The sequence below is a fragment of the Exiguobacterium antarcticum DSM 14480 genome (assembly GCF_000685865.1).
In the GTDB taxonomy this organism is placed as follows: domain Bacteria; phylum Bacillota; class Bacilli; order Exiguobacteriales; family Exiguobacteriaceae; genus Exiguobacterium_A; species Exiguobacterium_A antarcticum.
Window position 1 is genome coordinate 490,477 of sequence record NZ_JMKS01000005.1, and the last position, 22,573, is coordinate 513,049.

The following is a 22,573-nucleotide window of genomic DNA, read 5'->3' on the forward strand; positions in this document are numbered from 1 at the left end:
GGGAGTGGACAAAATCATGGCAGTCGTAATCGATGGGAAACAAGTCGCACAATCGTATCGTTTGAAACTGAAAGAAGAAGTCGCACGTCTAAAAGAACAACGTATTCAACCGAAACTAACCGTCATCTTGATCGGCGAAGATCCAGCCAGTCAATCTTACGTACGCGGTAAAGAAAAAGCGGCGCAAGAGATTGGAATGGATTCCGACCTGATCCGTCTACCGGACGAGACGACGGAATCGGAATTACTTCACTTGATCGAACGATTGAATGTTGATGCGAGTGTCCATGGGATTCTTGTACAATTGCCCTTGCCTGCACATATTGATGAAAGTAAGGTCATCTTCGCAATCGCTCCAGAAAAAGACGTCGACGGTTTCCATCCCGTTTCTGTTGGGAAGATGATGATTGGTGAACCAACCTTCTTGCCGTGTACACCAAACGGAATTCTTCATCTTGTCAAAGAAATGAATGTCCCGATTGCGGGGCGTCATGTCGTCGTCGTCGGTCGAAGTCAAATCGTCGGCAAGCCGGTCGGGATGTTGTTTTTGAATGAATCTGCGACCGTGACCTATTGTCACTCAAAAACAGCTGATTTAGCAGCTATGACACGACAAGCTGACATCCTGATCGTCGCCGTAGGGGTACCGAAACTGATTACCGCTGACATGATTAAACCAGACGCAGTCGTCATCGATGTCGGTGTCAACCGGGTGGATGGAAAATTGGTCGGAGATGTCGAATTCGAGACCGTCAAGGAGGTAGCATCGATGATTACGCCTGTACCTGGTGGTGTCGGACCGATGACGATCACGATGTTGCTCCATAATACGATTGAGGCAGCCAAATGACGAACCCCCTTCAGGTTTCCGAGCTTGTCAGTTATGTGAAACGTGAACTAGAAAACGATTCGTTGCTTCAACAAGTCCAGGTGGTGGGAGAAGTGTCGAACTTTAAACGACACTCTTCCGGTCACCTTTATTTTACGTTGAAAGATGAACAGTCGCGGATGAAGGCAGTCATGTTTGCACGCGACGCGAGTCGTGTCAAAACCGATATCCGAGACGGAGCCCGTGTCATCATCACGGCGAGACTTTCCGTGTATCTGGCATCAGGCGAGATGCAACTGTATGTCGAACGGATGATGGAAGATGGGGTTGGTGCCCTATACGAAGCATATGTCCGATTAAAAGAGGATTTGGAAACCCGAGGCTGGTTTGATGCGGAACATAAACAATCGATTCCCGCATTTCCGCAAAAAATCGGAATCGTCACGTCCCCGAAAGGCGCCGCTCTACATGATATCGCGACGACGTTACGGCGGCGTTATCCTCAAGCGGCAATCGTTTTTGCCCCTGTTCTCGTCCAAGGAAAAGAAGCGGTGCCCCAACTTGTCCGAGCCATTGAATGGATGAATGAACATCAGGCATGTGATGTCATGATCATCGGTCGTGGTGGCGGATCCATCGAGGAACTGTGGGCCTTTAATGAGATGGCCGTTGTGACAGCGATTTATGAATCCGTGATTCCGATTGTTTCCGCTGTTGGTCACGAAACAGACTTTACGATTGCTGATTTCGTCGCAGATGTCCGGGCGGCGACACCAACGGCCGCAGCAGAACTGGTGACGCCGGAAGCCATGGAACTCGAAAAACGTGTGGGCGAGTTGAAGCGTCGTCTGACCCGTAACTACGATCAATACATCAAAGAACGTAAAGACCAAGTGACGCGCCTCGCTGGGAGCTATGGTTTAAAATCACCACGGGTCCTGTTAGGGTTAAAACAAGAACGGTTAGACCGGGCGGAGATGGGACTCAGTCGGATGAGCAGACAGATGGTGCAAGCGAAACGTCAGGCATTAGGAGATGTCTCGAACCGGTTGAAGCGGATTCCGTTACGGGAACGGCTGGCGGATCAAACGCGTGAACTGATTCGGACCCGTAAACAGTTGGAACGAATCCATTACGTCATGCGTTCGAAACAGGAACGACTTCATCAAATGATCGCCCGTCTCGATTCGGTCAGTCCAACACAAGTGCTTCTCCGTGGATATACGTATGTCGAGCAGGACGGACAACTGATCCGTTCAGTCCACCAATTGTCAGATCAGACCTTCCGGGTTCAGTTTCATGACGGAAGTATCCTAGCGAAACGAGAGGATGAAGAAGATGGAAACGGAACAATCATTTGAAGCGGCGCTGGAGCGGCTGGAAGAAATCGTCGAATTGCTTGAAGAAGGGGAAGCGCCACTTGAGCAAGCAATGATTTTGTATGAAGAAGGTGTCAAACTGACGGCGCTCTGCCAGGGGAAGTTGTCGACGGCAGAACAAAAACTTGACCAAATCTTGGAACAAGATGGCACGTTACGAGAAAAAGGGGGATCACAATGATTGTTTTGACCGAGTGGAAAACACAAGTTGAACAGGCGCTGGAAACATTCATGAATCGGCTTGATGCACCAGACCGTCTACGGGAAGCGATGCGTTACTCGTTAGATGCCGGTGGAAAACGTGTTCGTCCGGCACTGATCTATGCTGTCCTCGATGCGTATGGGATCGACCGGAAGAAGGGGGATGCGACGGCAGCTGCACTTGAGATGATTCATACATATTCGCTGATCCATGATGACCTGCCGGCGATGGATGATGATGACATGCGACGTGGACGACCGACCAACCATATTCAATTCGACGAAGCGACGGCTATCCTTGCGGGTGATGCTTTGTTGACCAATGCCTTTACCTGTTTACTGGAGACGGCGGCGACAGCTGACATCAAGGTGAAGTTGATTGAGCGGCTCGCGACGGCTGCCGGAGCTGCCGGTATGGTCGGGGGTCAACTCGACGATATGCTCGGAGAACGTGGTGGCATCAATGATGCGCAGGAGCTTGAATCGATTCATCGCCGGAAAACCGGCGCCTTGCTGATTTTTGCTGTTGAGGCCGGTGGAATTTTAGCGCAAGCGACTGATACAGATATTGAACATCTGAAACGATATGGCCGCCACCTCGGGATTGCTTTTCAAATTCAAGACGATATCCTTGATGTAACGGGAGATGCGGAGAAGATTGGGAAGCCGGTCGGTAGCGACGAAGGAAATGATAAAGCGACCTATCCGAAACTGCTAGGTCTTGACGGAGCGAAACGTGCACTTGCAGCACAAGTGACTGCGGCAAATGAAGCGATCGAAGCGCTATCGGTCGAAGCGACTCCGCTCAAGGAACTACTTGATTTTGTCGTCAAGCGAGACCATTAACAGGGACGGCGTAGCACGCCGTCTTTTTTTTTATGCGCCCGGAATGTGGCGTTCGAAAGATTGTTCTAGTACAATGTAGGGTACAAACCATATAAGAATGTAAGGGAAAGAGGCGGTAAGGTATGAAGTTGACAGAGATACAGGATCCGTCATTTTTAAAGCGTATGTCAGTCTCGGAATTAGAAGTATTCGCAGGCGACATCCGACGCTTTCTGATTGAAGAATTAGCGACGACGGGCGGGCATTTAGCACCGAACTTAGGTGTCGTCGAGCTGACGTTAGCGCTTCACCGGGAATTTGATAGCCCGAACGATAAATTTGTTTGGGACGTCGGGCACCAGGCGTACGTGCATAAAATCTTGACCGGACGTGCAGGACAGTTTGATACGTTGCGTCAACATAAAGGGTTATGTGGATTCCCGAAACGAAATGAAAGTATTCATGACGTCTGGGAGACGGGGCACAGTTCGACGTCACTGTCAGCAGCGATGGGGATTGCCGTATCCAACGAGTTGAAAGGAAACGACGACCGCGCGATTGCGATCATCGGTGACGGGGCATTGACAGGTGGAATGGCACTTGAGGCGCTGAACCATATCGGTGCGGCACAACAAAATGTCATCGTCATCCTCAATGATAATGAAATGTCGATTGCACCGAACGTCGGGGCGATGCATCAGATGTTAGGGCGTATCCGTTCGTCACGGAAAGTCCGTTATGCCCAGGATGAGCTCGAGACGTTGATCAAGAAAATCCCGCTGATTGGTGGGAAACTTGAAAAAGGCGGCGAGAAGCTAAAAGAAGCTGTCAAAGGTGCGCTTGTCCCCGGCATGTTTTTTGAAGAACTTGGATTTAACTATTATGGACCGGTCGATGGTCACGACTTAACGGATTTAATCGAACAATTGAATTATGTGAAAAAAGAAGAAGGACCTGTCCTGCTTCATGTCATCACGAAAAAAGGCAAAGGGTATCGTCCGGCTGAGTATGATGGAGTCGGAACATGGCATGGTCTTGGACCGTATAAGATCGAGTCAGGGGAAGTCATCAAAGGGAAATCAAAAGCACCAAGTTATTCGTTTACAGTAGCCGATACGTTAACGAAGATGGCTCGTGAGGATGAGAAGTTGACGTTGATCACACCAGCGATGAGCGTAGGATCGAAACTGGATTGTTTCGAAAAAGAATTCCCGAACCGGATGTTTGATGTCGGAATCGCCGAACAGCATGCCGTGACCTTTGCTGCTGGTCAAGCGACGCAAGGGATGAAACCGGTCGTCTCGATTTATTCGACCTTCTTCCAACGGGCATACGATCAGCTTGTACACGATGTCGCCCGACAAAACCTGGATGTGACGTTTACGATCGATCGTTCTGGTCTTGTCGGAGCAGATGGGGAGACACACCAAGGCGTCTTTGATATCGCCTTCATGCGTCATGTCCCGAACATCCGGATCGTCATGGCAAAAGATGAAAATGAGTTACAGCATCTTCTTTATTCAGCCGTCAAACATGAAGGTCCGATTGCCGTTCGGTTCCCGCGTGGAGAAGGGATCGGTGTTCAGATGGATGAGACGTTGCATGAGATTTCCCTTGATACGTGGGAAGTGGAACGGGAAGGAACGGACGTCGCCATCATGGCGTTTGGTCCTCAAGTGCAGGATGCCTTAAAAATCGCTGAGTTGCTTGACGGTGACTTGTCGGTTCGTGTCATCAATGCGCGGACAATCAAACCTTTGGATGGGAAAATGTTGAATGCGTTATATGCGGAAGGCATTCCACTCGTGACGATGGAAGAAGCCGTCTTAAAAGGTGGTTTCGGTTCAGCCGTTCTCGAGCATGCAAACGAACAAGAAGCATTCCCACGTGTGAAACGATTTGGTATTCCGGATTGGTATATTGAACACGGTGGTGTCAACGAGTTGTTGGAAGAAATCGGATTATTACCTGGGCAAATCGCGGAAGAAGTACGCGTATTTGTCAATCAAGGAAAGAAACAGAGTGTGTAACGATTCATGGAAACTGTAAAAAAAATCCGCCTCGACGTCTTACTCGTCGAGCGGGGTCTATGTGAAACACGTGAAAAAGCAAAACGGACCATCATGGCAGGACTTGTCTTTAGCGGGACGGAACGTTTAGAAAAGGCCGGTGAAAAGGTCAAATCGGATATTGATTTGACCGTCAAAGGTCAAGTCATGCCGTATGTCGGGCGTGGTGGATTCAAGATGGAGAAAGCGCTTGCTGTGTTCGACATCGATGTTTCGGCAAGAACGGGTCTTGATATCGGGTCTTCCACCGGTGGATTCACGGACTGTGCCTTGCAGAACGGAGCAGCCCATATGTATGCGCTCGATGTGGGATCGAACCAACTCGATTGGAAGTTGCGATCGGATGATCGTGTGACAGCGATGGAAAAAACGAATTTCCGCCATGCGACACCGGACATGTTCCCAGTTGAGCCGAGTTTTGCGACGATTGATGTATCGTTCATTTCCTTACGATTGATTCTTCCGCCGTTAAAAGCCATTCTAGCTCAGGGTGGGGATGTCATTGCGCTCGTCAAACCACAGTTTGAAGCGGGGCGTGACGATGTTGGTAAAAAAGGAATCGTTCGGGATGAACGGATTCATGGTCGGGTGCTCAAAGAGATGGTCGATTTCTTTGTTCGGGAAGGTTTTTACGTCAAACAGCTCGATTTTTCACCGATTACCGGGGGCGAAGGGAACATTGAGTTTCTTTTGCATGCCCAACTCGATACGCCGGGAATGGATACGTCCGTTGATCCCGTCGAAACGGTTCGTTTGGCACATGCTGCGTTATAAGTCGAACTAATTCAAAGCAGACTTCGTCGTGATGATGGAGTCTGCTTTTGATTTTGGAGTGAATGCATAGGGCAAGCATGGACTTTTATCGAATTATTGGATTACAATAGTATCAGTGAAGAAAAACTGTGAGGTGCAAGGATGACAAAGGGGCAACGGTTAATCAAGATTCGGGAAATCATTACGCAGTCGGAAATCGAGACACAGGATGAGTTAGTCGAGGAACTTCGAAATGCAGGGTATAAAGTAACGCAGGCGACCGTCTCGCGAGACATCAAGGAACTACACCTTGTAAAGGTACCGCTAAACGATGGGCGTTATAAATACAGCCTGCCTGCCGATCAGCGATTTAATCCGCTTGGGAAGTTACGGCGGTTACTTGGTGATAGCTTCATCTCGATTGATTCTGCTCAAAATTTGATCGTCATGCATGTCTTGCCGGGTAACGCGAATGCATTAGGAGTCCTTCTGGATCATTTGAACTGGACGGAGCTGCTCGGTACGGTCTGTGGGGATGATACGATACTGATGATTACACGCAATGAAGAAGCAGCAAAAGAAGTGACGGAACGTATCTTAGGGATGCTTTAAGGAGTTGACATGATGTTAGCTGAATTATCGATTAAACAATTTGCGATCATTGACCAGCTACAGATTGATTTCAAAAAAGGGATGACGGTCTTGACCGGAGAGACGGGCGCCGGGAAATCGATTGTCCTGGATGCGATTGGCTTATTGATTGGTGGGCGTGGATCTGCCGAGTTTGTCCGTTATGGCGAAGACAAGGCGGAGCTTGAAGGACTGTTCATGATCGAAGAGGGACATATGGCCTATACGTTAGCGGAAGAATACGGTATTGACATGGAAGATGGCATGATCATCTTGCGTCGTGATTTGTTTGCTTCTGGGAAAAGTGTCTGTCGCGTGAACCATAAATTAGTCACGTTGACGATCCTACGGGAATTCGGACGTGTCCTTGTTGACTTACATGGTCAGCATGAGCATCAACATTTGATGGAGAGTACGTATCATCAAACGATTTTAGATGACTTTGGACATGAGACGATTGCTCCGATTCTTGAGAAATATCAGGCGCGTTTTCAACTGTACGAAGAAAAGCGTAACGCCTTGCAAGCACTCGCGCAGAGTGAACAGGCATTGGCACAGCGAATCGATTTACTATCCTTTCAAACGGAAGAAATTGATAGTGCTAAACTACGTAAGGGAGAGGAAGAAGAGCTTTTAAGCGAACGAAATCGTTTGGCGAACTTCGAAAAACTCCATGCGTCTCTGAGCGCTGCTTATGATGCCTTGCACGAAGAACGACGAGGTATCGATTCCGTAAGTGACGCGATGCGTGAGCTTCAGCAAGCGGCAAGCATCGATGATGAATTCTCCGGGCAAAGCGATACACTTGCCAATGCGTTTTACGCACTGGAAGAGGTTGGATATGCGATTCGTGATCAACTCGAGACGTTAGAGTTTGACTCGAACCGGTTGGATGATATCGAATTACGTTTGTCGGTCTTTCAACAATTAAAACGGAAATACGGAGCGACGATTGAAGAAGTCATCGCATATGGCGAAAAAATCAGCATCGAGCTAGATACGATGACCAATCGAGACGAGCGAATCGAAAACTTGAAAGCGGAAGTCGAACAGTTAGAATCTGAGTTGTTTGAAATCGGCAGCGAGTTATCGCAAGTACGACGACAGTCGTCGCATCTTTTAGGTGAAGCGATTCATCTTGAATTACGTCAGCTCTACATGGAAAAAGCACGATTTGAAATTCGGTTCCTGCAGGATGGGAAAGCACCAGTCCTGCGGAAAAATGGAATTGATTTCGTTGAATTCTACATCATGACCAATGCAGGTGAACCGTTTAAATCGCTCGGAAAAGTAGCATCGGGTGGAGAATTGTCGCGGATCATGCTTGGTCTCAAATCGATTTTCTCCCGTTCGGTTGGCGTCGCTTCGATCATCTTTGATGAAGTCGATACAGGTGTATCGGGACGTGTCGCCCAAGCAATGGCGGAGAAAATCTATCGTCTGTCAATCGATAGCCAGGTGTTATGTATCACCCACCTGCCTCAAGTCGCTTCGATTGCCGATCAACATCTGTATATTCGAAAAATCGAAGAGACGGATCGGACGACGACACAAGTCAATGTCTTGACGGACGCAGAGCGTGGTAATGAACTAGGGCGGATGATTTCCGGGACACACATGACGGATTTGACGTTACGTCACGCAGAAGAATTAATGGAGCAAGCAATGAACACGAAGGAATCGCTTAAAAATGGGGTGTAACGATTGATTAGAGTCGGGATTGCGGATGACAACCAAGAAATGGTCGAATTGATTCGTCAACATCTAGCTGTCCAGGAAGACATGGAAGTGGTATGTGTCGCATACAATGGGGAGAGTTGTCTTGAAAAATTAGAACAGATAGAGACGGATGTCTTGTTATTAGACATCATCATGCCGCATCTAGATGGGCTTGGGGTTCTAGAGGCCTTGGCGAAACATAAAAACAGTCCGGCCGTGATCATGTTGAGTGCGTTTGGTAAGGACGAAGTATCGCAACAGGCCGTCTCACTTGGGGCCGCTTACTTTTTATTAAAGCCGTTCAGTCTGGATCAACTCGTCAATAAAATCCGTCTTGTCGTACATGGCGTCCAGACAAACCAAGTGGAGCCGGTTGAATCGAAAGTCGGGACCACTTTACGAGAAATCGGAATTGCTCCGCATATCAAAGGCTTCACCTATCTAAAAGATGCCGTCCTGATGGTATTGGAACGAGAAGATTTATTGGGATTGATTACAAAGGAATTGTATCCGATGATCGCGAAGAAACATCAAACGACTTCGTCACGCGTGGAGCGGGCCATGCGCCATGCGATCAAATCAGCTTGGAAAGAAGGCATGAGCGAACATGTCTTGTTTACGGGACGGATTGAACAACAAAAAGGTCCTAAAAATTCGGAGTTCATTTCCTATGTATCGAATCATATGAATGGATCTTGAGCAAACAGATGAGAATAAAAAGAAGTGGCTGGACCTGAATTACTTCATCAGGTCCAGCCACTTCTTTTACATTGAAAAATAAAAATAAATATTCATTAAATATATGTTGCAGAAACTAAAATATTTGTTATAATAAAGATACCAAATGATTTGGAAAGACGTTAGATGAACGTCAAGTCGAATTGGTTCCCGGAAAACCATTCAACACACTTCATCTCAGAACGCCACCTGTAAACGGCTCAAGGATGATGGACGACATTCTCTTGGTAGTTTTTTAGACCAAGGCAATTCATATCTTTTTCAGATGAGACATCTCGAAAGGTATGAGACTCCACGATTTCGAAGCAAGGGAAAAGTGGAGGGTAACGTAAATTAAACGTCCAAAGCAACAAGAAGACCAAGCAAGACCAGCAAGACCAGCAAGACCAGCAAGACCAGCAAGACCAGCAAGACCAGCAAGACCAGCAAGACCAGCAAGACCAGCAAGACCAGCAACAAGTACAGTTCGTGAAAAGGAGTGTTGTCTAGCAGTGAATGTTAGCAACCGAATGATCGACTGCTTCAAGCGGATGACATTACGCTTCACCTAGGTCCAAGTAAAGTCAGATAATGGAGTCGTTTTACCGTTCTATCGATCGCTCGATAGCCAGATCTGATTTCTTTCAACCTCTTCATTAAGAGGACAACCTATGGTTTTGAAGTACACGAATAGTTCTACTATGAGAGGAGTTCATCCGTAAGTGAAACCAACTTTATACGAATAAAAGGTCCCGCGCTTGAAATGAGTTCAAGAGATGGGGACCTTTTTGTGTGTTTATTTTTTTCGATACCGCTCGGATACTTTCCCCCGTTTGCGGTCACGGTAAAAGACATAGCCGGCGACAAAACCAATCCCACCGATGGCTAAGACTAATCCAATAACCCCTTGCAACACGTATACATAGGCAGATTCCCCCAGATAATGGAAGGGAAACTGGGCGATTAAGAAAACGCTATCCCGCATGAGTTTGATTCCGATGGCGCCAATGATTCCAGGAATGAGTAAAGATAATAAGCCGATGATTCGCATGAGTGTGACCCCTTTCCAAGCGTATTGTATCAGAAAAGAAGCGAGACTGCGAATGGGATTTGCCCTCCTGTTTTAATACGAGTAGGATAAAGATGTAAGCAGTTTCAAAGGGGGAATCATAATGCATCATCTCTTGATTGTTGGTGCTGGGCATGGTGGGACAGAAGTACTGCATGCTTTTCAACGCTCACCATTGTTGACGGTCATCGGGGTCGTCGATCCGAATGAACACGCAATCGGCGTCCAGCTCGCCAAACGAGGACAAATCCGTGTCGAGACGACATGGACGGCTTTTGAAGGAACAGCGATTGATTTTATCATTGACGCCACGGGAGAACACGGGGTGCTTGAACAATTGATTCATTTTTTCCCGGAGGCCGCGGTTTTACCGGGCGAATTCGTCCGCGTTTTACTTGAGCGCCTGGCAGAAAAAGAACGTATGTTAGAAGCGATCATTCATTGTACAAGTGAAGCGATTTCTGTAGCAGATCAAGCCGGTGAAACGATGTTAATCAATCCAGCGTATACCCGCATGACAGGGTATACCGAACAGGATGTGATCGGTAAACCGGCGAGTGCCGATATCGGGATGCAGGAATCGGTTCATTTACGGGTGCTTGAAACTGGGGAGAGCGTACGCGATGCGCGGATGAAGATTGGACAAGATCGGCGGGACATCATCGTCAATGCGGCTCCGGTCGTCGTTGATGGACAAGTCAGAGGATCGGTCGGAGTCATCCGGGATATCTCTGAAATGAAGGCGCTCACAAAGGAACTCAAGGCCGCGAAACAAAAAATTCGAACGTTAGAAGCGAAGTACACCTTCGATGACATCATTGCGGAAAGCGAACCGATGCGTTTTGTCGTGGACCAAGCCAAACTGGCAGCAACTATGCCTGTTAACGTCTTGATTCGTGGAGAATCGGGGACGGGGAAGGAATTGTTTGCCCATGCGATTCATGCGGCGAGCGACCGGAGATATGAACAATTTGTTCGAGTCAACTGTGCCGCCATTGCACCAAGTTTACTTGAAAGTGAATTATTTGGTTACGAAGAAGGGGCATTTTCAGGAGCACGTCGTGGTGGTAAAAGAGGCTATTTTGAGGAAGCACATGGGGGATCGTTGTTTTTAGATGAAATCGGCGAATTGCCGCTTGACGTCCAAGCCAAATTATTACGGGTATTACAGGAAAATGAAGTCGTCCGGGTCGGAGGGACAAAAGCTGTTCCGGTCGATGTCCGGATTATTGCGGCAACGAATGCCAATCTCGAACAAAAAATCATTACCGGCGAATTCCGGGAAGACTTGTACTATCGGATCAATCGGTTGCCGATCCACATTCCTGCCTTACGCGAACGGCCAGACGATCTGTCACCACTCGCCACCCACTTGCTTCGCAAACTCAATCAAAGTTACGGCCGATCCGTCGAGCGGATTTCGGAAGACGCACTTGAAGCGATTCGAAAACAGACGTGGAAGGGGAATGTCCGTGAATTGGAAAACGTCATTGGACGTGCTTTAATTTTTACGGATAAAACAGAACAAGTCTTACGAAAAGGGCACCTTCAACTGGTTGTCACCGTGACTCCGAAACGTTCCGAACGACCAAAAAAAGAAATTAAACATCTTTCAGATGAGATGTCTTATGTCGAAGAACAATTAATTCGTGAAGCCCTTGATGTCGTCAACGGCAATAAGACGGAAGCAGCCAAACAGTTAGGAATTTCTTTACGTGCGCTCTATTACAAAGTCGAACGGTTTAACATTCAATGTTGAATTGCAAAACTTTGCGTGCAACATATTGCAAAAAATGCAATTCCGTGCAAAATTAAAAGAGAAGAAACCAAGTAGAACGTCGATTTAAGATTGGCATGAAAATTGCTATTAAATAAAGAGAATGACAGGTAAGGGGGTAATGACTTGAGGTTTGATCAAATGGTACGACAAGCAGCACGTCTCGAAGATTCCGTTGTCGCAATCGCGTCAGCGGACGATGAGGAAGTCATGGATGCCGTGTCGCTAGCGATTGAAAATGAATTAGCTCGTTTTCATTTGTTTGGGGATGCGACACGTATCCAAAAAATGATTCATGATCGAAAGTTAAGTGAGTCACAATTCGTCATCACACATACAGCTACTGCACAAGAAGCCGCAGAACGAGCAGCCTATGCCGTTCGTAAAGGGGATGCGGATGTCTTGATGAAGGGTCTTGTACCAACAGCGACGTTCATGAAAGCCGTATTGAACAAGGAAACCGGCTTACGTTCGGGAAACGTATTGTCCCACGTGGCACTATTTGAAGTACCTGGTCGGGAAACGGCTATCGGACTGACGGATGCCGCCATCCATATCGCACCAACGCTTGAAGACAAAGTCCACATCATTGAAAACGGAGTGACGGCACTGCGGGCGATTGGCTATACGTTACCGAAAGTTGCTGTCTTAGCAGCGGTCGAAGTCGTCAACCCGACGATGCAGGCGACCATCGATGCGGCACTGCTCACACAGATGAATCGGCGCGGACAGATCAAGGATTGCCTTGTTGACGGTCCACTTGCCCTTGATAATGCGGTTAATTTAGAAGCGGCGAAACAAAAGGGATTGACGGGAGACGTTGCAGGGGCAGCTGATCTTCTTGTCGTCCCCCAAATCGAGGTCGGAAACGTGATTTACAAATCGTTGATGTACTTTGCGCAGGCATCCGTCGCGGCAATTTTAGTCGGAGCGAAGGCACCTGTCGTTTTAACGAGTCGAGCGGATACAGCAGAAGCAAAACTGTATTCATTAGCCTTTGCCTTACTCAATGCCCAACCTACAAAAAAGCTCACACAGACAATCTAAGGGGGAACTCATAATGGTAGAAACAAACGTAGAAGCACGATTCAGTATCTTTGAAACAATGGCTATGGAAGATTACGAACAGGTCGTCTTTTGTCACGATAAGGTCTCAGGTCTAAAAGCGATCATCGCGATTCATGATACGACACTTGGTCCAGCACTCGGTGGTCTCCGTATGTGGAATTATGCGTCGGATGAAGAAGCATTGATCGATGCCCTCCGTTTAGCAAAAGGGATGACGTATAAAAACGCAGCAGCTGGATTAAACCTCGGTGGCGGAAAAGCTGTCATTATCGGCGATGCAAAAACACAAAAATCAGAAGCGTTGTTCCGGGCGTTTGGACGGTATGTCCAGTCGTTGAACGGACGTTACATCACAGCCGAAGACGTCAATACGACAGTTGCTGATATGGATTACATTCACATGGAAACAGACTTCGTAACAGGTGTCAGTCCGGCATTTGGATCAAGTGGTAACCCTTCACCGGTCACGGCATACGGTGTCTATCGCGGGATGAAGGCAGCAGCAAAAGAAGTGTACGGAACGGATTCGCTTGGTGGTAAAACGATCGCGATTCAAGGAGTCGGTAACGTCGCCTTTAACTTATGCCGTCACCTGCACGAAGAAGGAGCAAAACTGATTGTCACGGATATCAATCAAGATGCGTTACGTCGAGCGGAAGAAGCCTTTGGCGCCTTGGTCGTTGGCCCGGATGAAATCTACGGTGTCGAGGCCGATATTTTTGCACCGTGTGCACTCGGTGCGACACTCAACGATGAGACGATTCCGCAACTCAAAGTGAAAATCATCGCTGGTGCAGCGAACAACCAATTAAAAGAAGATCGTCACGGTGACATGTTACAAGAACGCGGTATTCTCTATGCACCAGACTTCGTCATCAACGCGGGCGGTGTCATCAACGTCGCCGATGAACTCGACGGATACAATCGTGAGCGGGCGATGAAAAAAGTCGAACTCGTCTACGATGCGGTCTCAAAAGTCATCGAAATCGCGAAACGCGATCATCTGCCGACATACCGGGCAGCAGAAAAGATGGCAGAAGAACGGATTGCAACGATGGGCAGTGCCCGGAGCCAATTTTTACGCCGTGATAAAAATATCCTAGGATCACGCGGATAAGAGGAGGATTTCGATGAGCGAACGTATTTTAACGATCAATCCGGGTTCGACGTCAACGAAAATCGGGATTTTTGATGGAACAAAACAAGTGTTGACGAAAACGTTGCGCCATTCAGCTGAAGCGGTCGGAGGACCGCTTTCAGATCAGCTGAACAGCAGACGGCAAATTGTGTTGGATGTTTTGGCACACGAACAGATTGAAATGAAAGCGCTTACGGCAATCGTCGGTCGAGGTGGTTTGCTCCGTCCTCTCGTCAGCGGAACATACCGGGTCAATCAAGAGATGCGTAATGACTTGTTGAACGGGACGTTTGGGGTCCATGCATCGAACCTAGGTGGATTATTGGCAGATGAGATCGGACAAACACTTGGCATTCCGGCTTTTATCGTGGATCCCGTCGTCGTGGATGAACTCGAACCAATCGCGCGACTTACGGGCTTACCTGAACTTGAACGAAAAAGTATTTTCCATGCCTTGAACCAAAAAGCGGTCGCCAAGCGGTATGCAAAGGATCTCAAGACACCGTATGAAGAAATGCGGTTGATCGTGGCGCATATGGGCGGTGGAATTACGGTCGGTGCCCATCTCAAAGGACGTGTGATTGATGTCAACAATGGCTTAGACGGAGAAGGATCATTTTCGCCAGAACGAAGCGGTTCCTTGCCTGTTGGTCAACTAGTAGAACTATGTTATAGTACCAAGTATAAACTTGAAGAAATGAAGCGTCTGATCGTCGGGTCAGGCGGACTTGTCGCGCATTTAGGCACATACGATGCAATTGAAATCGAGCGACGGATTGATGCAGGAGACGAAAAGGCTGCTCTGCTCTATGAGGCGATGGCATATCGTGTCGCAAAAGAAATTGCCGGCCAAAGTGCCGTTTTATATGGTCAAGTCGACGCCATTCTCTTAACGGGTGGTTTGGCGTACAGTGACCGACTAACAGCGGCGATCGAGGAGCGGATTGCCCACCTCGGACCGGTCGTTCGGATACCCGGGGAAGATGAATTACGTGCTCTTGCGGAAGGTGTCTTACGTGTCTTACGCAACGAAGAACAAGTCAAGGAATATGGAGGCGAACCAACATGGCGAGAGAATATGACGTCGTTGTCCTAGGTGGTGGTCCTGGTGGGTACGTGGCAGCGATTCGTGCTGCCCAAGCCGGGAAAACGGTAGCAATCGTCGAACAAGGTAAGTTAGGTGGAACATGTCTGCATCGTGGCTGTATTCCGTCAAAAGCGTTCTTGAAATCGGCAGCGGTCTATCAGACGGTTAAACACGCCGCTACATACGGCGTTGACGTACCAGAATCGTTTTTGCGATTCGAACAGGTCAAACAACGAAAACAAGACATCATCGATGGTCTCGAATCAGGCATCCAGCATCTGATGAAAAAAGGGAAAATCGATGTTTTTCATGGGCGAGGTTCGATTCTTGGACCAAGTATCTTTTCACCGATGCCAGGTACGATCAGTGTCGAACCGGAAGAAGGTGAAGGCGAATTGATTTTACCCCGGCAATTGATTGTGGCGACGGGTTCTCGTCCACGTCCGCTACAGGGGCTGGCCTTTGATTCAGAATACGTCCTCAGTTCAGACGAAGCACTCGACATGAACGCTTTACCCGAGTCGATCGTCATCATTGGTGGTGGGGTCATCGGAATCGAATGGGCATCGATGCTGACTGATTTTGATGTTGCCGTCACGGTCGTCGAATTCAGTGACCGGATTTTGCCGACGGAAGATCAAGCCGTCAGTCGAGAAGTTGCCCGTCAATTGAAAAAACGTGGTGTCAAAATCATAACGAGTGCCGCCGCACAGAGTGACAGCTTCCGACTGAAGGAGTCTGGCGTGACGATTGACGTCGACCGTAATGGAGAGAAGACGACACTTGCAGCCGATAAGCTGTTGGTCGCAATCGGCCGGATGGCGAACGTCGAAGGAATCGGGCTTGAAAATACGAATATCATCGTCGAGAACGGATTCATCCAGGTCGATGATGACTTCCGGACGAAAGACAATCATATCTTTGCCATTGGAGACGTCATCGGTCGTCTGCAACTGGCCCACGTCGCTTCAGCAGAAGGCACAAAAGCCGTCGAGACGATTGTGAATGGTTCGACGACCCCACTGAATTACGCATTTGTTCCGCGTTGTATCTATAGTGTGCCGGAAGCCGCTTCCGTCGGTTTGACAGAAGCCGAAGCAAAAGCGGCAGGACTCGATGTCAAGATAGGGATGTTTTCGTTTAATGGGCTTGGAAAAGCTCGAATCGAAGGGGAAGCAGCAGGATTCATCAAGCTTGTATCGGATGCAAAGACAGATGATTTAGTTGGGGTTCATATCGTCGGACCGAAAGCGACGGAATTGATCAGCGAAGGTGGTCTGGCGCTCGTCTTAAATGCGACAGCATGGGAAGTCGGACAGCTCGTTCATCCGCATCCTGCACTATCAGAAGCATTTGGCGAAGCAGCGTTAGCAGTCGATGGATTAGCGGTTCACGCCTAAGGAGGAAAAACAGATGGAGAAAATAGAATTCAAAGAACTGGTCGAGTTAGGTTTGACGGAACAAGACGCGATTCAGATGTTCGAGACGATGGTCCGGGCGCGGAAGATTGACGAACGGATGTGGAAATTGAACCGGTCGGGTAAGATTCCGTTTCTTGTGTCATGTCAAGGACAAGAAGCCGCCCAAGTCGGAGCGGCGTATGCCCTCGAAAAAGGAACGGACTATATTTTACCGTACTACCGGGATCTTGGCGTCGTCTTACACTTTGGACAGACGTCACGCGACATCATGTTATCAGCTTTTGCGAAAGCGGAAGATCCAAACTCAGGCGGACGCCAGATGCCCGGTCATTATGGGTCACGTGCCTTGAACATCGTGACAGGATCGAGTCCGGTGACGACACAAGTCCCGCATGCTGTCGGGATCGCCCTCGCTGCGAAGATGCGTCAAGAACCACTGGTCGCTTACGTCTCGTTTGGAGAAGGCTCTTCGAACCAAGGGGACTTCCATGAAGGGGCAAACTTTGCCGGGATTCATAAATTACCGGTCATTCTGTTCTGTGAAAACAATAAATATGCGATCTCAACACCACTTTCGAAACAATTGTCAGCCAAACATGTTGCGGACCGGGCGATCGGTTACGGAATGCCGGGTGTGACGATTGACGGAATTGACCCGCTTGCTGTTTATAAAGCCGTCAAAGAAGCGCGTGAACGCGGGCTTCGTGGTGACGGTCCGACCTTGATTGAAGTCGAAGTCGAGCGTCTTGTTCCTCACTCATCAGATGATGATGATAAATCGTATCGCTCAGCAGAAGAACTCGCTGAACTGAAAACACGCGACGGGGTCAAACTGTTCCGTGAAAAGTTGATTCAAATGGGTGTCCTGACGGAAGAGACGGCGCAAGCCATCGAAGCAAAGCTCGAACAGGAAGTGGATGAAGCAACCGCTTATGCGGAAGCGGCTGCTTACGATACACCAGAAAACACACTCCGTTACGTGTACGATGAGGGGGAAACGAAATGACGACGTTGAGTCTAATCGAAGCAATCAATAGTGCGATCAAGGAAGAAATGGAACGAGATGATTCTGTATTTATCTTAGGTGAAGATGTTGGTGTCCGTGGTGGTGTTTTCCGCGCGACACAAGGATTACTCGAACAATTCGGGGAAGCACGTGTCATCGATGCCCCGCTTGCCGAAAGTGCGATTGCCGGAGTCGGAATCGGTGCCGCGATGTACGGCATGCGTCCGATTGCTGAAATGCAGTTTGCTGATTTCATCATGCCTGCCGTCAATCAGATCGTCAGTGAAGCGGCTAAAATCCGCTATCGTTCAAACAACGACTGGTCGTGTCCGATCGTCATCCGGGCGCCGTTTGGTGGCGGGATCCATGGAGCCTTGTATCATTCCCAATCGGTCGAAGCGATGTTCAACTCGACACCCGGCTTAAAGATCGTCATCCCATCGAATCCATATGATGCCAAAGGGTTACTGAAGGCGGCGATCCGCTCAAACGATCCTGTCTTGTTCTTTGAACATAAACGCGGGTACCGTCTGCTTAAGGGAGAAGTACCGGATGGCGATTATACGGTTGAAATCGGAAAAGCGGATGTCAAACGAGAAGGCGAAGATCTGACGGTCATCACCTATGGTCTTTGTGTCCAATTCGCACTTGAAGCGGCAACGCGTCTTGAAAAAGACGGCATCGATGTCCACATTCTGGATTTACGGACCGTCTATCCGATCGACCGGGAAGCAGTCGTCGCAGCAGCACGGAAAACGGGGAAAGTCCTGCTTGTAACGGAAGACAACAAAGAAGGCAGCGTCATGAGTGAAGTGTCGGCCATCATTGCCGAAGAAGCTTTGTTTGATCTCGATGCGCCAATCGAACGGCTCTGTGGTCCGGATGTGCCAGCGATGCCATACGCACCGACGATGGAAAAATTCTTTAATGTCTCCAGCGAAAAAATCGAAGATAAAATCCGGACGCTACACGCGTACTAAGGGGGAAGCATCCATGAAAACCGAAACCTTAACGATGCCACAACTCGGGGAGAGCGTAACCGAAGGAACGATTTCACTTTGGCTCGTCAAACCAGGTGACACTGTCAAAAAATATGATCCGATTGCCGAAGTCATCACGGATAAAGTCACAGCAGAAGTCCCGTCGTCGTTTGACGGTGTGATTGAAAAACTGTTGGCAGAAGAGGGCGACACGCTGCAAGTCGGCGAGGCCATCGTCACGTTACAAGTCAGTGGCGGTTCAACCGAAGTCGCAGCGACAGAAGAAGCGGTTCCGGCTGTCGAAGAAACAGTCGTCTCGAGTGACCAATCGATGAAAAAACGGTATTCACCAGCTGTTCTGAAACTGTCTTCCGAGCATGCGATCAATCTCGAACAGGTGACGGGTACAGGAGCAGGCGGACGGATTACCCGGAAAGATCTCTTAAAAGTCATCGAAACGGGTCAAATTCGTCAACCGGATACGGTCGAAGCACCGACGATTGAGTCTGTTCCGGCAGTAAAACCAGAAACACAACAAGAACGACAAGAACAGCCGCAAGTCGCGCGACCTCAAGCGGCTAAACCGATGACGAGCACGACAGAAGCCGGAGATATCGAAATTCCGACGGCGGGTGTCCGTCAGGCCATTGCGACGAACATGGTCCGCTCGAAGCAGGAAGCGCCGCATGCCTGGTTGATGATTGAAGTCGACGTGACGAACTTGGTCGAAGCCCGGAATCGGCATAAAGATGCATTCTTTAAACAAGAAGGCGTTAAGTTGACGTTCCTTCCGTTCTTCATGAAAGCAACGGTCGAAGGTCTAAAAAAACACCCGATCATGAATTCAACATGGGCCGGCGAAAAGATCATTCAGAAAAAAGCGATCAACTTGTCACTAGCCGTCGCGACGCAAGAAGCGTTGTTCGTACCGGTTGTCAAGAATGCCGATGAACTGAGCATCAAAGGTCTTGCTCGGGCGATCGATGATTTTGGTAAACGGGCACAGGCTGGAAAATTGTCGTCAAGCGAGATGCAAGGTGGTACGTTTACGGTCAATAACACCGGTTCATTTGGTTCGATTCAATCAGCACCAATCCTTAATTTCCCACAAGCGGCGATTTTGTCGGTCGAATCGATCGTCAAACGTCCGGTCTGGGTCAACGGGATGTTTGCGGCGCGTGATATGGTCAATCTCTGTATGTCGATTGATCACCGGGTACTTGACGGACTCGTTGCCGGTCAATTCCTCCAGACGGTCAAACAGTCACTGGAATCGATTGATCCAAATCAATTGTCTTTATATTGATTGGGACAAATGTATTGACAGGAAACCGTTTCCCACGTAACATAAAAAACAATTACACAACAACAGACGCAACGACGAAGAGAAGTAACCTATGAAACGATTGAAGAGAGCTGATGGGTGGTGCGAATCAGTATCGGGAAACAGGTGAATGGACTTCTGAGCATCAGACCGAACTTACAGTAGGCTCTGACGGTTACCTTCCGTTATCGAGGACGACGAATCAGGGCAACCGGTTCGTTCGAGGGGACTAGTAATAGTCAACGAAGGTGGTACCGCGGGTTTTCCCGTCCTTCATGTTTATCATGAATGGGCGAGAAGACCCTTTTCGTATTCAACTGAATAAAAAAATCGATGAATGAGTTAAGTAGTCAGACGAATCATTGTTCCAGAGAGCGGAAGAGAGGTGGGACTTCCGTACAATGATGTCTGATGAATGGTCTCATGAGAGCAGGACTGAACGCTAAGTAGGTCATGACGGAAGCCCCCGTTATCGTAGGCTACGATGTCTCGTCAAGACGCATCGGAATCGAGTGGGAACAGTTATTGTTCCAATTGTGAGGTGGCACCGCGAGTCTATCGTCCTCCATACGGCATATTTTTGCTGTATGGAGGATTTTTTTATACCAGGAGGCGAACAGGATGATTGAGACAGATGAACTGATCATGGAGCAACTAGAGATGAACGGAGATGAGTTGACTCCGATTTCAATCTTTTTAAATATCGAAGGGGAACGGAAATGTTTGCTTGAAAGTTCGACGAACGTCGGGCACGCAAGATATTCGATCATCGGTGTCAATCCGGTTGAATTGCTTCGGGCGGAAGGGAATCACGTGACACGGCAAAATCTTCGGACTGAGGAAATAAGCACGCAGACAGGAAATCCAGTGCAACTGTTGCAACAAGCCGTCACGCGCCCTATCGCGAATACCGAGTTTCCGTTCCTGAGCGGTGCAATCGGCTACGTCGGGTACGATACGATTCGTTCGTATGAAAACATCGGAGCTGTCCCGGACAGCGACCGGCACTTACCAGACGCCTTGTTGGCTGTATATGATGAAGTCATTTTATACGATCACCTGGAGCATCGGGTCCACTTGATCCATACGTCAATCGGTGGACTGACAGACCGGACAGAGATGAGACGTCGGCTCCAAGCACGCAAAAATCAGTTGGAACGGACGGGCGAACAGACACGGATTGAGCGTCCCCTTGAAAATATCGTCTATCAGCCGCAACTTGAAAAAGAAACATTTTTATCGCTTGTCGATCAAGCAAAAGAACATATTCGGAAAGGGGACGTGTTCCAACTGGTCTTGTCACAACGACTGGATGCTACATTTGCCGGTGATCCGTTTCACTTTTACCGAAAACTTCGTCAGGACAATCCGAGTCCTTATCTGTTTTACATCGATCTCGGTGAAGTCATCGTGCTTGGAGCGTCACCGGAAAGTTTGATTCAAGTCAAAGGGCGGCGGGTTACGACGAATCCGATTGCCGGAACACGGCCAAGAGGGAAAACGAAACGGGACGACGAACGGCTTGCCGAGGAGTTGGCGCAAGATGAAAAGGAACAGGCGGAACATAAAATGCTCGTTGATTTAGGACGGAATGATCTGGGACAAGTCTGTCAGGTCGGAACGGTTCGAGTTTCACGGCAGATGGAGATTGAACGCTTCAAAAACGTCATGCACCTTGTTTCCGTGGTCGAAGGGACATTGACGGAAGGAAAGACAGGTGCCGATGCACTGGTCGCCTGTTTACCTGCAGGGACGGTCTCCGGCGCACCGAAGATTCGAGCGATGCAGCTGATCAATCAATATGAGACAAAAAAGCGAGAAGTGTATGCAGGGGCGGTCGGATATTTTGATGTCAGTGGTAATCTCGATTTTGCGCTTGCAATCCGGACGATGGTCATCCAAAACGGAAAAGCATATGTTCAGGCGGGAGCGGGAATAGTCTATGACTCTGATCCGACCCTGGAGTACGAAGAGACTTTGCATAAAGCGAAGTCCTTACTGGAGGTTTGGAAATGATTGTACTGATTGATAATTATGATTCCTTTACCTATAACTTATATCAATATGCGGCTGTATATGATGACATCGAAGTCATCCGAAATGATGCGATAAACGTACAGGCGATCGCCGACTTACGTCCGTCAGGGATTATCTTATCACCGGGACCTGGGAATCCGACCGACGCTGGAATTTGTCTGGATGTTATTCATGCTTACTCCGGTAAGATTCCCATACTAGGTGTCTGTCTCGGGCACCAAGCGATCGGACAGGCGTTTGGTGGTCAAGTCATCGAAGCACCAGAGATTCGGCACGGGAAAACCTCGACGATCCGTCAGTCGGGTCGATTGTTTACAGGTCTACCGGAACAGTTGGATGTGATGCGGTACCACTCGCTGATTGTCGAACGGACGACTTTACCGGATGTCTTGACGATCACGGCTGAAACAGAAGATGGAACGATCATGGCACTCGAACATCGAGAACATCCGACCTATGGGATTCAGTTCCATCCCGAATCGATTGGGACACCAGATGGGCAACAGATGATACAACGATTTATCGAACTGACGAAGGAGTGACA

Annotated in this window: 21 protein-coding genes and 2 other annotated features; of the genes, 19 read left to right on the top strand and 2 right to left on the bottom strand. The window is 48.6% G+C overall.

The annotated features are described in order from the left end of the window. Positions 1-16: 16 nt before the first annotated feature. The 9 genes from folD (at position 17) to spo0A (ending at position 9,104) form a co-directional block, all read left to right on the top strand. Positions 17-850 carry a bifunctional methylenetetrahydrofolate dehydrogenase/methenyltetrahydrofolate cyclohydrolase FolD gene (gene folD / locus P404_RS0113815; RefSeq protein ID WP_014969882.1) on the top strand — a complete coding sequence of 278 codons (834 nt, stop codon included), beginning with the start codon at positions 17-19 and terminating at the stop codon, positions 848-850. Beyond that, positions 847-2,190: an exodeoxyribonuclease VII large subunit gene (gene xseA / locus P404_RS0113820; protein WP_026831058.1), complete on the top strand. Its 1,344-nt coding sequence runs from the start codon at positions 847-849 to the stop codon at positions 2,188-2,190. The genes folD and xseA overlap by 4 nt, the downstream gene beginning before the upstream one ends. Further along, the gene (gene xseB / locus P404_RS0113825) at positions 2,168-2,389 is read left to right on the top strand and encodes an exodeoxyribonuclease VII small subunit (protein WP_014969884.1); all 222 of its coding nucleotides are present in this window, start codon (positions 2,168-2,170) and stop codon (positions 2,387-2,389) included. The genes xseA and xseB overlap by 23 nt, the downstream gene beginning before the upstream one ends. Continuing rightward, a complete protein-coding gene (locus tag P404_RS0113830) occupies positions 2,386-3,255 on the top strand; it encodes a polyprenyl synthetase family protein (protein WP_014969885.1) in 870 nt (289 codons plus the stop codon). Before xseB ends, P404_RS0113830 begins: the two co-directional genes overlap by 4 nt. A gap of 122 nt (positions 3,256-3,377) precedes the next feature. Further along, a complete protein-coding gene (gene dxs, locus P404_RS0113835; RefSeq protein ID WP_026831059.1) occupies positions 3,378-5,264 on the top strand; it encodes a 1-deoxy-D-xylulose-5-phosphate synthase in 1,887 nt (628 codons plus the stop codon). A 6-nt stretch (positions 5,265-5,270) separates the two neighbouring features. Then, positions 5,271-6,077, top strand: coding sequence for a TlyA family RNA methyltransferase (locus P404_RS0113840; RefSeq protein ID WP_026831060.1), 807 nt, complete (start codon positions 5,271-5,273; stop codon positions 6,075-6,077). A 141-nt stretch (positions 6,078-6,218) separates the two neighbouring features. Then, positions 6,219-6,668, top strand: a complete 450-nt coding sequence (gene ahrC / locus P404_RS0113845) for a transcriptional regulator AhrC/ArgR (RefSeq protein WP_026831061.1) — start codon at positions 6,219-6,221, stop codon at positions 6,666-6,668. A 12-nt stretch (positions 6,669-6,680) separates the two neighbouring features. Beyond that, entirely contained in the window at positions 6,681-8,387 is a 1,707-nt protein-coding gene (gene recN, locus P404_RS0113850) for a DNA repair protein RecN (protein ID WP_034774549.1), read from the top strand. Between the two features lie 3 nt (positions 8,388-8,390). After that, positions 8,391-9,104: a sporulation transcription factor Spo0A gene (gene spo0A / locus P404_RS0113855; RefSeq protein ID WP_081578942.1), complete on the top strand. Its 714-nt coding sequence runs from the start codon at positions 8,391-8,393 to the stop codon at positions 9,102-9,104. 289 nt (positions 9,105-9,393) lie between these two features. Here spo0A and P404_RS18410 read toward each other — a convergent pair whose 3' ends face one another. After that, entirely contained in the window at positions 9,394-9,690 is a 297-nt protein-coding gene (locus tag P404_RS18410; RefSeq protein WP_150111986.1) for a hypothetical protein, read from the bottom strand. Positions 9,691-9,918: 228 nt separating this feature from the next. Next, complete coding sequence (locus P404_RS0113865; protein WP_014969892.1) at positions 9,919-10,173, bottom strand: DUF2627 family protein; 255 nt, start codon at positions 10,171-10,173, stop codon at positions 9,919-9,921. A 121-nt stretch (positions 10,174-10,294) separates the two neighbouring features. Between P404_RS0113865 and P404_RS0113870 the strand changes: the two genes are divergently transcribed. The 10 genes from P404_RS0113870 to P404_RS0113915 all read left to right on the top strand — a co-directional run bounded on the left by P404_RS0113870 (position 10,295) and on the right by P404_RS0113915 (position 22,571). Then, positions 10,295-11,950 (top strand): sigma-54-dependent Fis family transcriptional regulator, encoded by a 1,656-nt coding sequence (locus tag P404_RS0113870; RefSeq protein ID WP_014969893.1) that lies wholly within the window; start codon positions 10,295-10,297, stop codon positions 11,948-11,950. A 144-nt stretch (positions 11,951-12,094) separates the two neighbouring features. Then, positions 12,095-13,015 (top strand): phosphate butyryltransferase, encoded by a 921-nt coding sequence (yqiS, locus tag P404_RS0113875; RefSeq protein WP_014969894.1) that lies wholly within the window; start codon positions 12,095-12,097, stop codon positions 13,013-13,015. A gap of 13 nt (positions 13,016-13,028) precedes the next feature. Beyond that, the gene (locus tag P404_RS0113880) at positions 13,029-14,153 is read left to right on the top strand and encodes a Glu/Leu/Phe/Val family dehydrogenase (protein WP_014969895.1); all 1,125 of its coding nucleotides are present in this window, start codon (positions 13,029-13,031) and stop codon (positions 14,151-14,153) included. A gap of 13 nt (positions 14,154-14,166) precedes the next feature. After that, the gene (buk, locus tag P404_RS0113885; RefSeq protein ID WP_026831251.1) at positions 14,167-15,270 is read left to right on the top strand and encodes a butyrate kinase; all 1,104 of its coding nucleotides are present in this window, start codon (positions 14,167-14,169) and stop codon (positions 15,268-15,270) included. After that, a complete protein-coding gene (gene lpdA / locus P404_RS0113890) occupies positions 15,240-16,661 on the top strand; it encodes a dihydrolipoyl dehydrogenase (RefSeq protein ID WP_026831064.1) in 1,422 nt (473 codons plus the stop codon). Before buk ends, lpdA begins: the two co-directional genes overlap by 31 nt. Before the next feature lie 13 nt (positions 16,662-16,674). Then, positions 16,675-17,688, top strand: a complete 1,014-nt coding sequence (locus P404_RS0113895; RefSeq protein WP_026831065.1) for a thiamine pyrophosphate-dependent dehydrogenase E1 component subunit alpha — start codon at positions 16,675-16,677, stop codon at positions 17,686-17,688. Then, the gene (locus P404_RS0113900; protein WP_014969899.1) at positions 17,685-18,668 is read left to right on the top strand and encodes an alpha-ketoacid dehydrogenase subunit beta; all 984 of its coding nucleotides are present in this window, start codon (positions 17,685-17,687) and stop codon (positions 18,666-18,668) included. Before P404_RS0113895 ends, P404_RS0113900 begins: the two co-directional genes overlap by 4 nt. 13 nt (positions 18,669-18,681) lie before the next feature. Further along, positions 18,682-19,974: a dihydrolipoamide acetyltransferase family protein gene (locus P404_RS0113905; protein ID WP_026831066.1), complete on the top strand. Its 1,293-nt coding sequence runs from the start codon at positions 18,682-18,684 to the stop codon at positions 19,972-19,974. Positions 19,975-20,036: 62 nt separating this feature from the next. Then, positions 20,037-20,269: a binding site (T-box leader), on the top strand. A gap of 47 nt (positions 20,270-20,316) precedes the next feature. Then, positions 20,317-20,561, top strand: a binding site (T-box leader). Positions 20,562-20,613: 52 nt separating this feature from the next. After that, positions 20,614-22,008: an anthranilate synthase component I gene (gene trpE / locus P404_RS0113910; protein WP_026831067.1), complete on the top strand. Its 1,395-nt coding sequence runs from the start codon at positions 20,614-20,616 to the stop codon at positions 22,006-22,008. Then, entirely contained in the window at positions 22,005-22,571 is a 567-nt protein-coding gene (locus tag P404_RS0113915; protein WP_014969902.1) for an anthranilate synthase component II, read from the top strand. The genes trpE and P404_RS0113915 overlap by 4 nt, the downstream gene beginning before the upstream one ends. Positions 22,572-22,573: the final 2 nt, after the last annotated feature.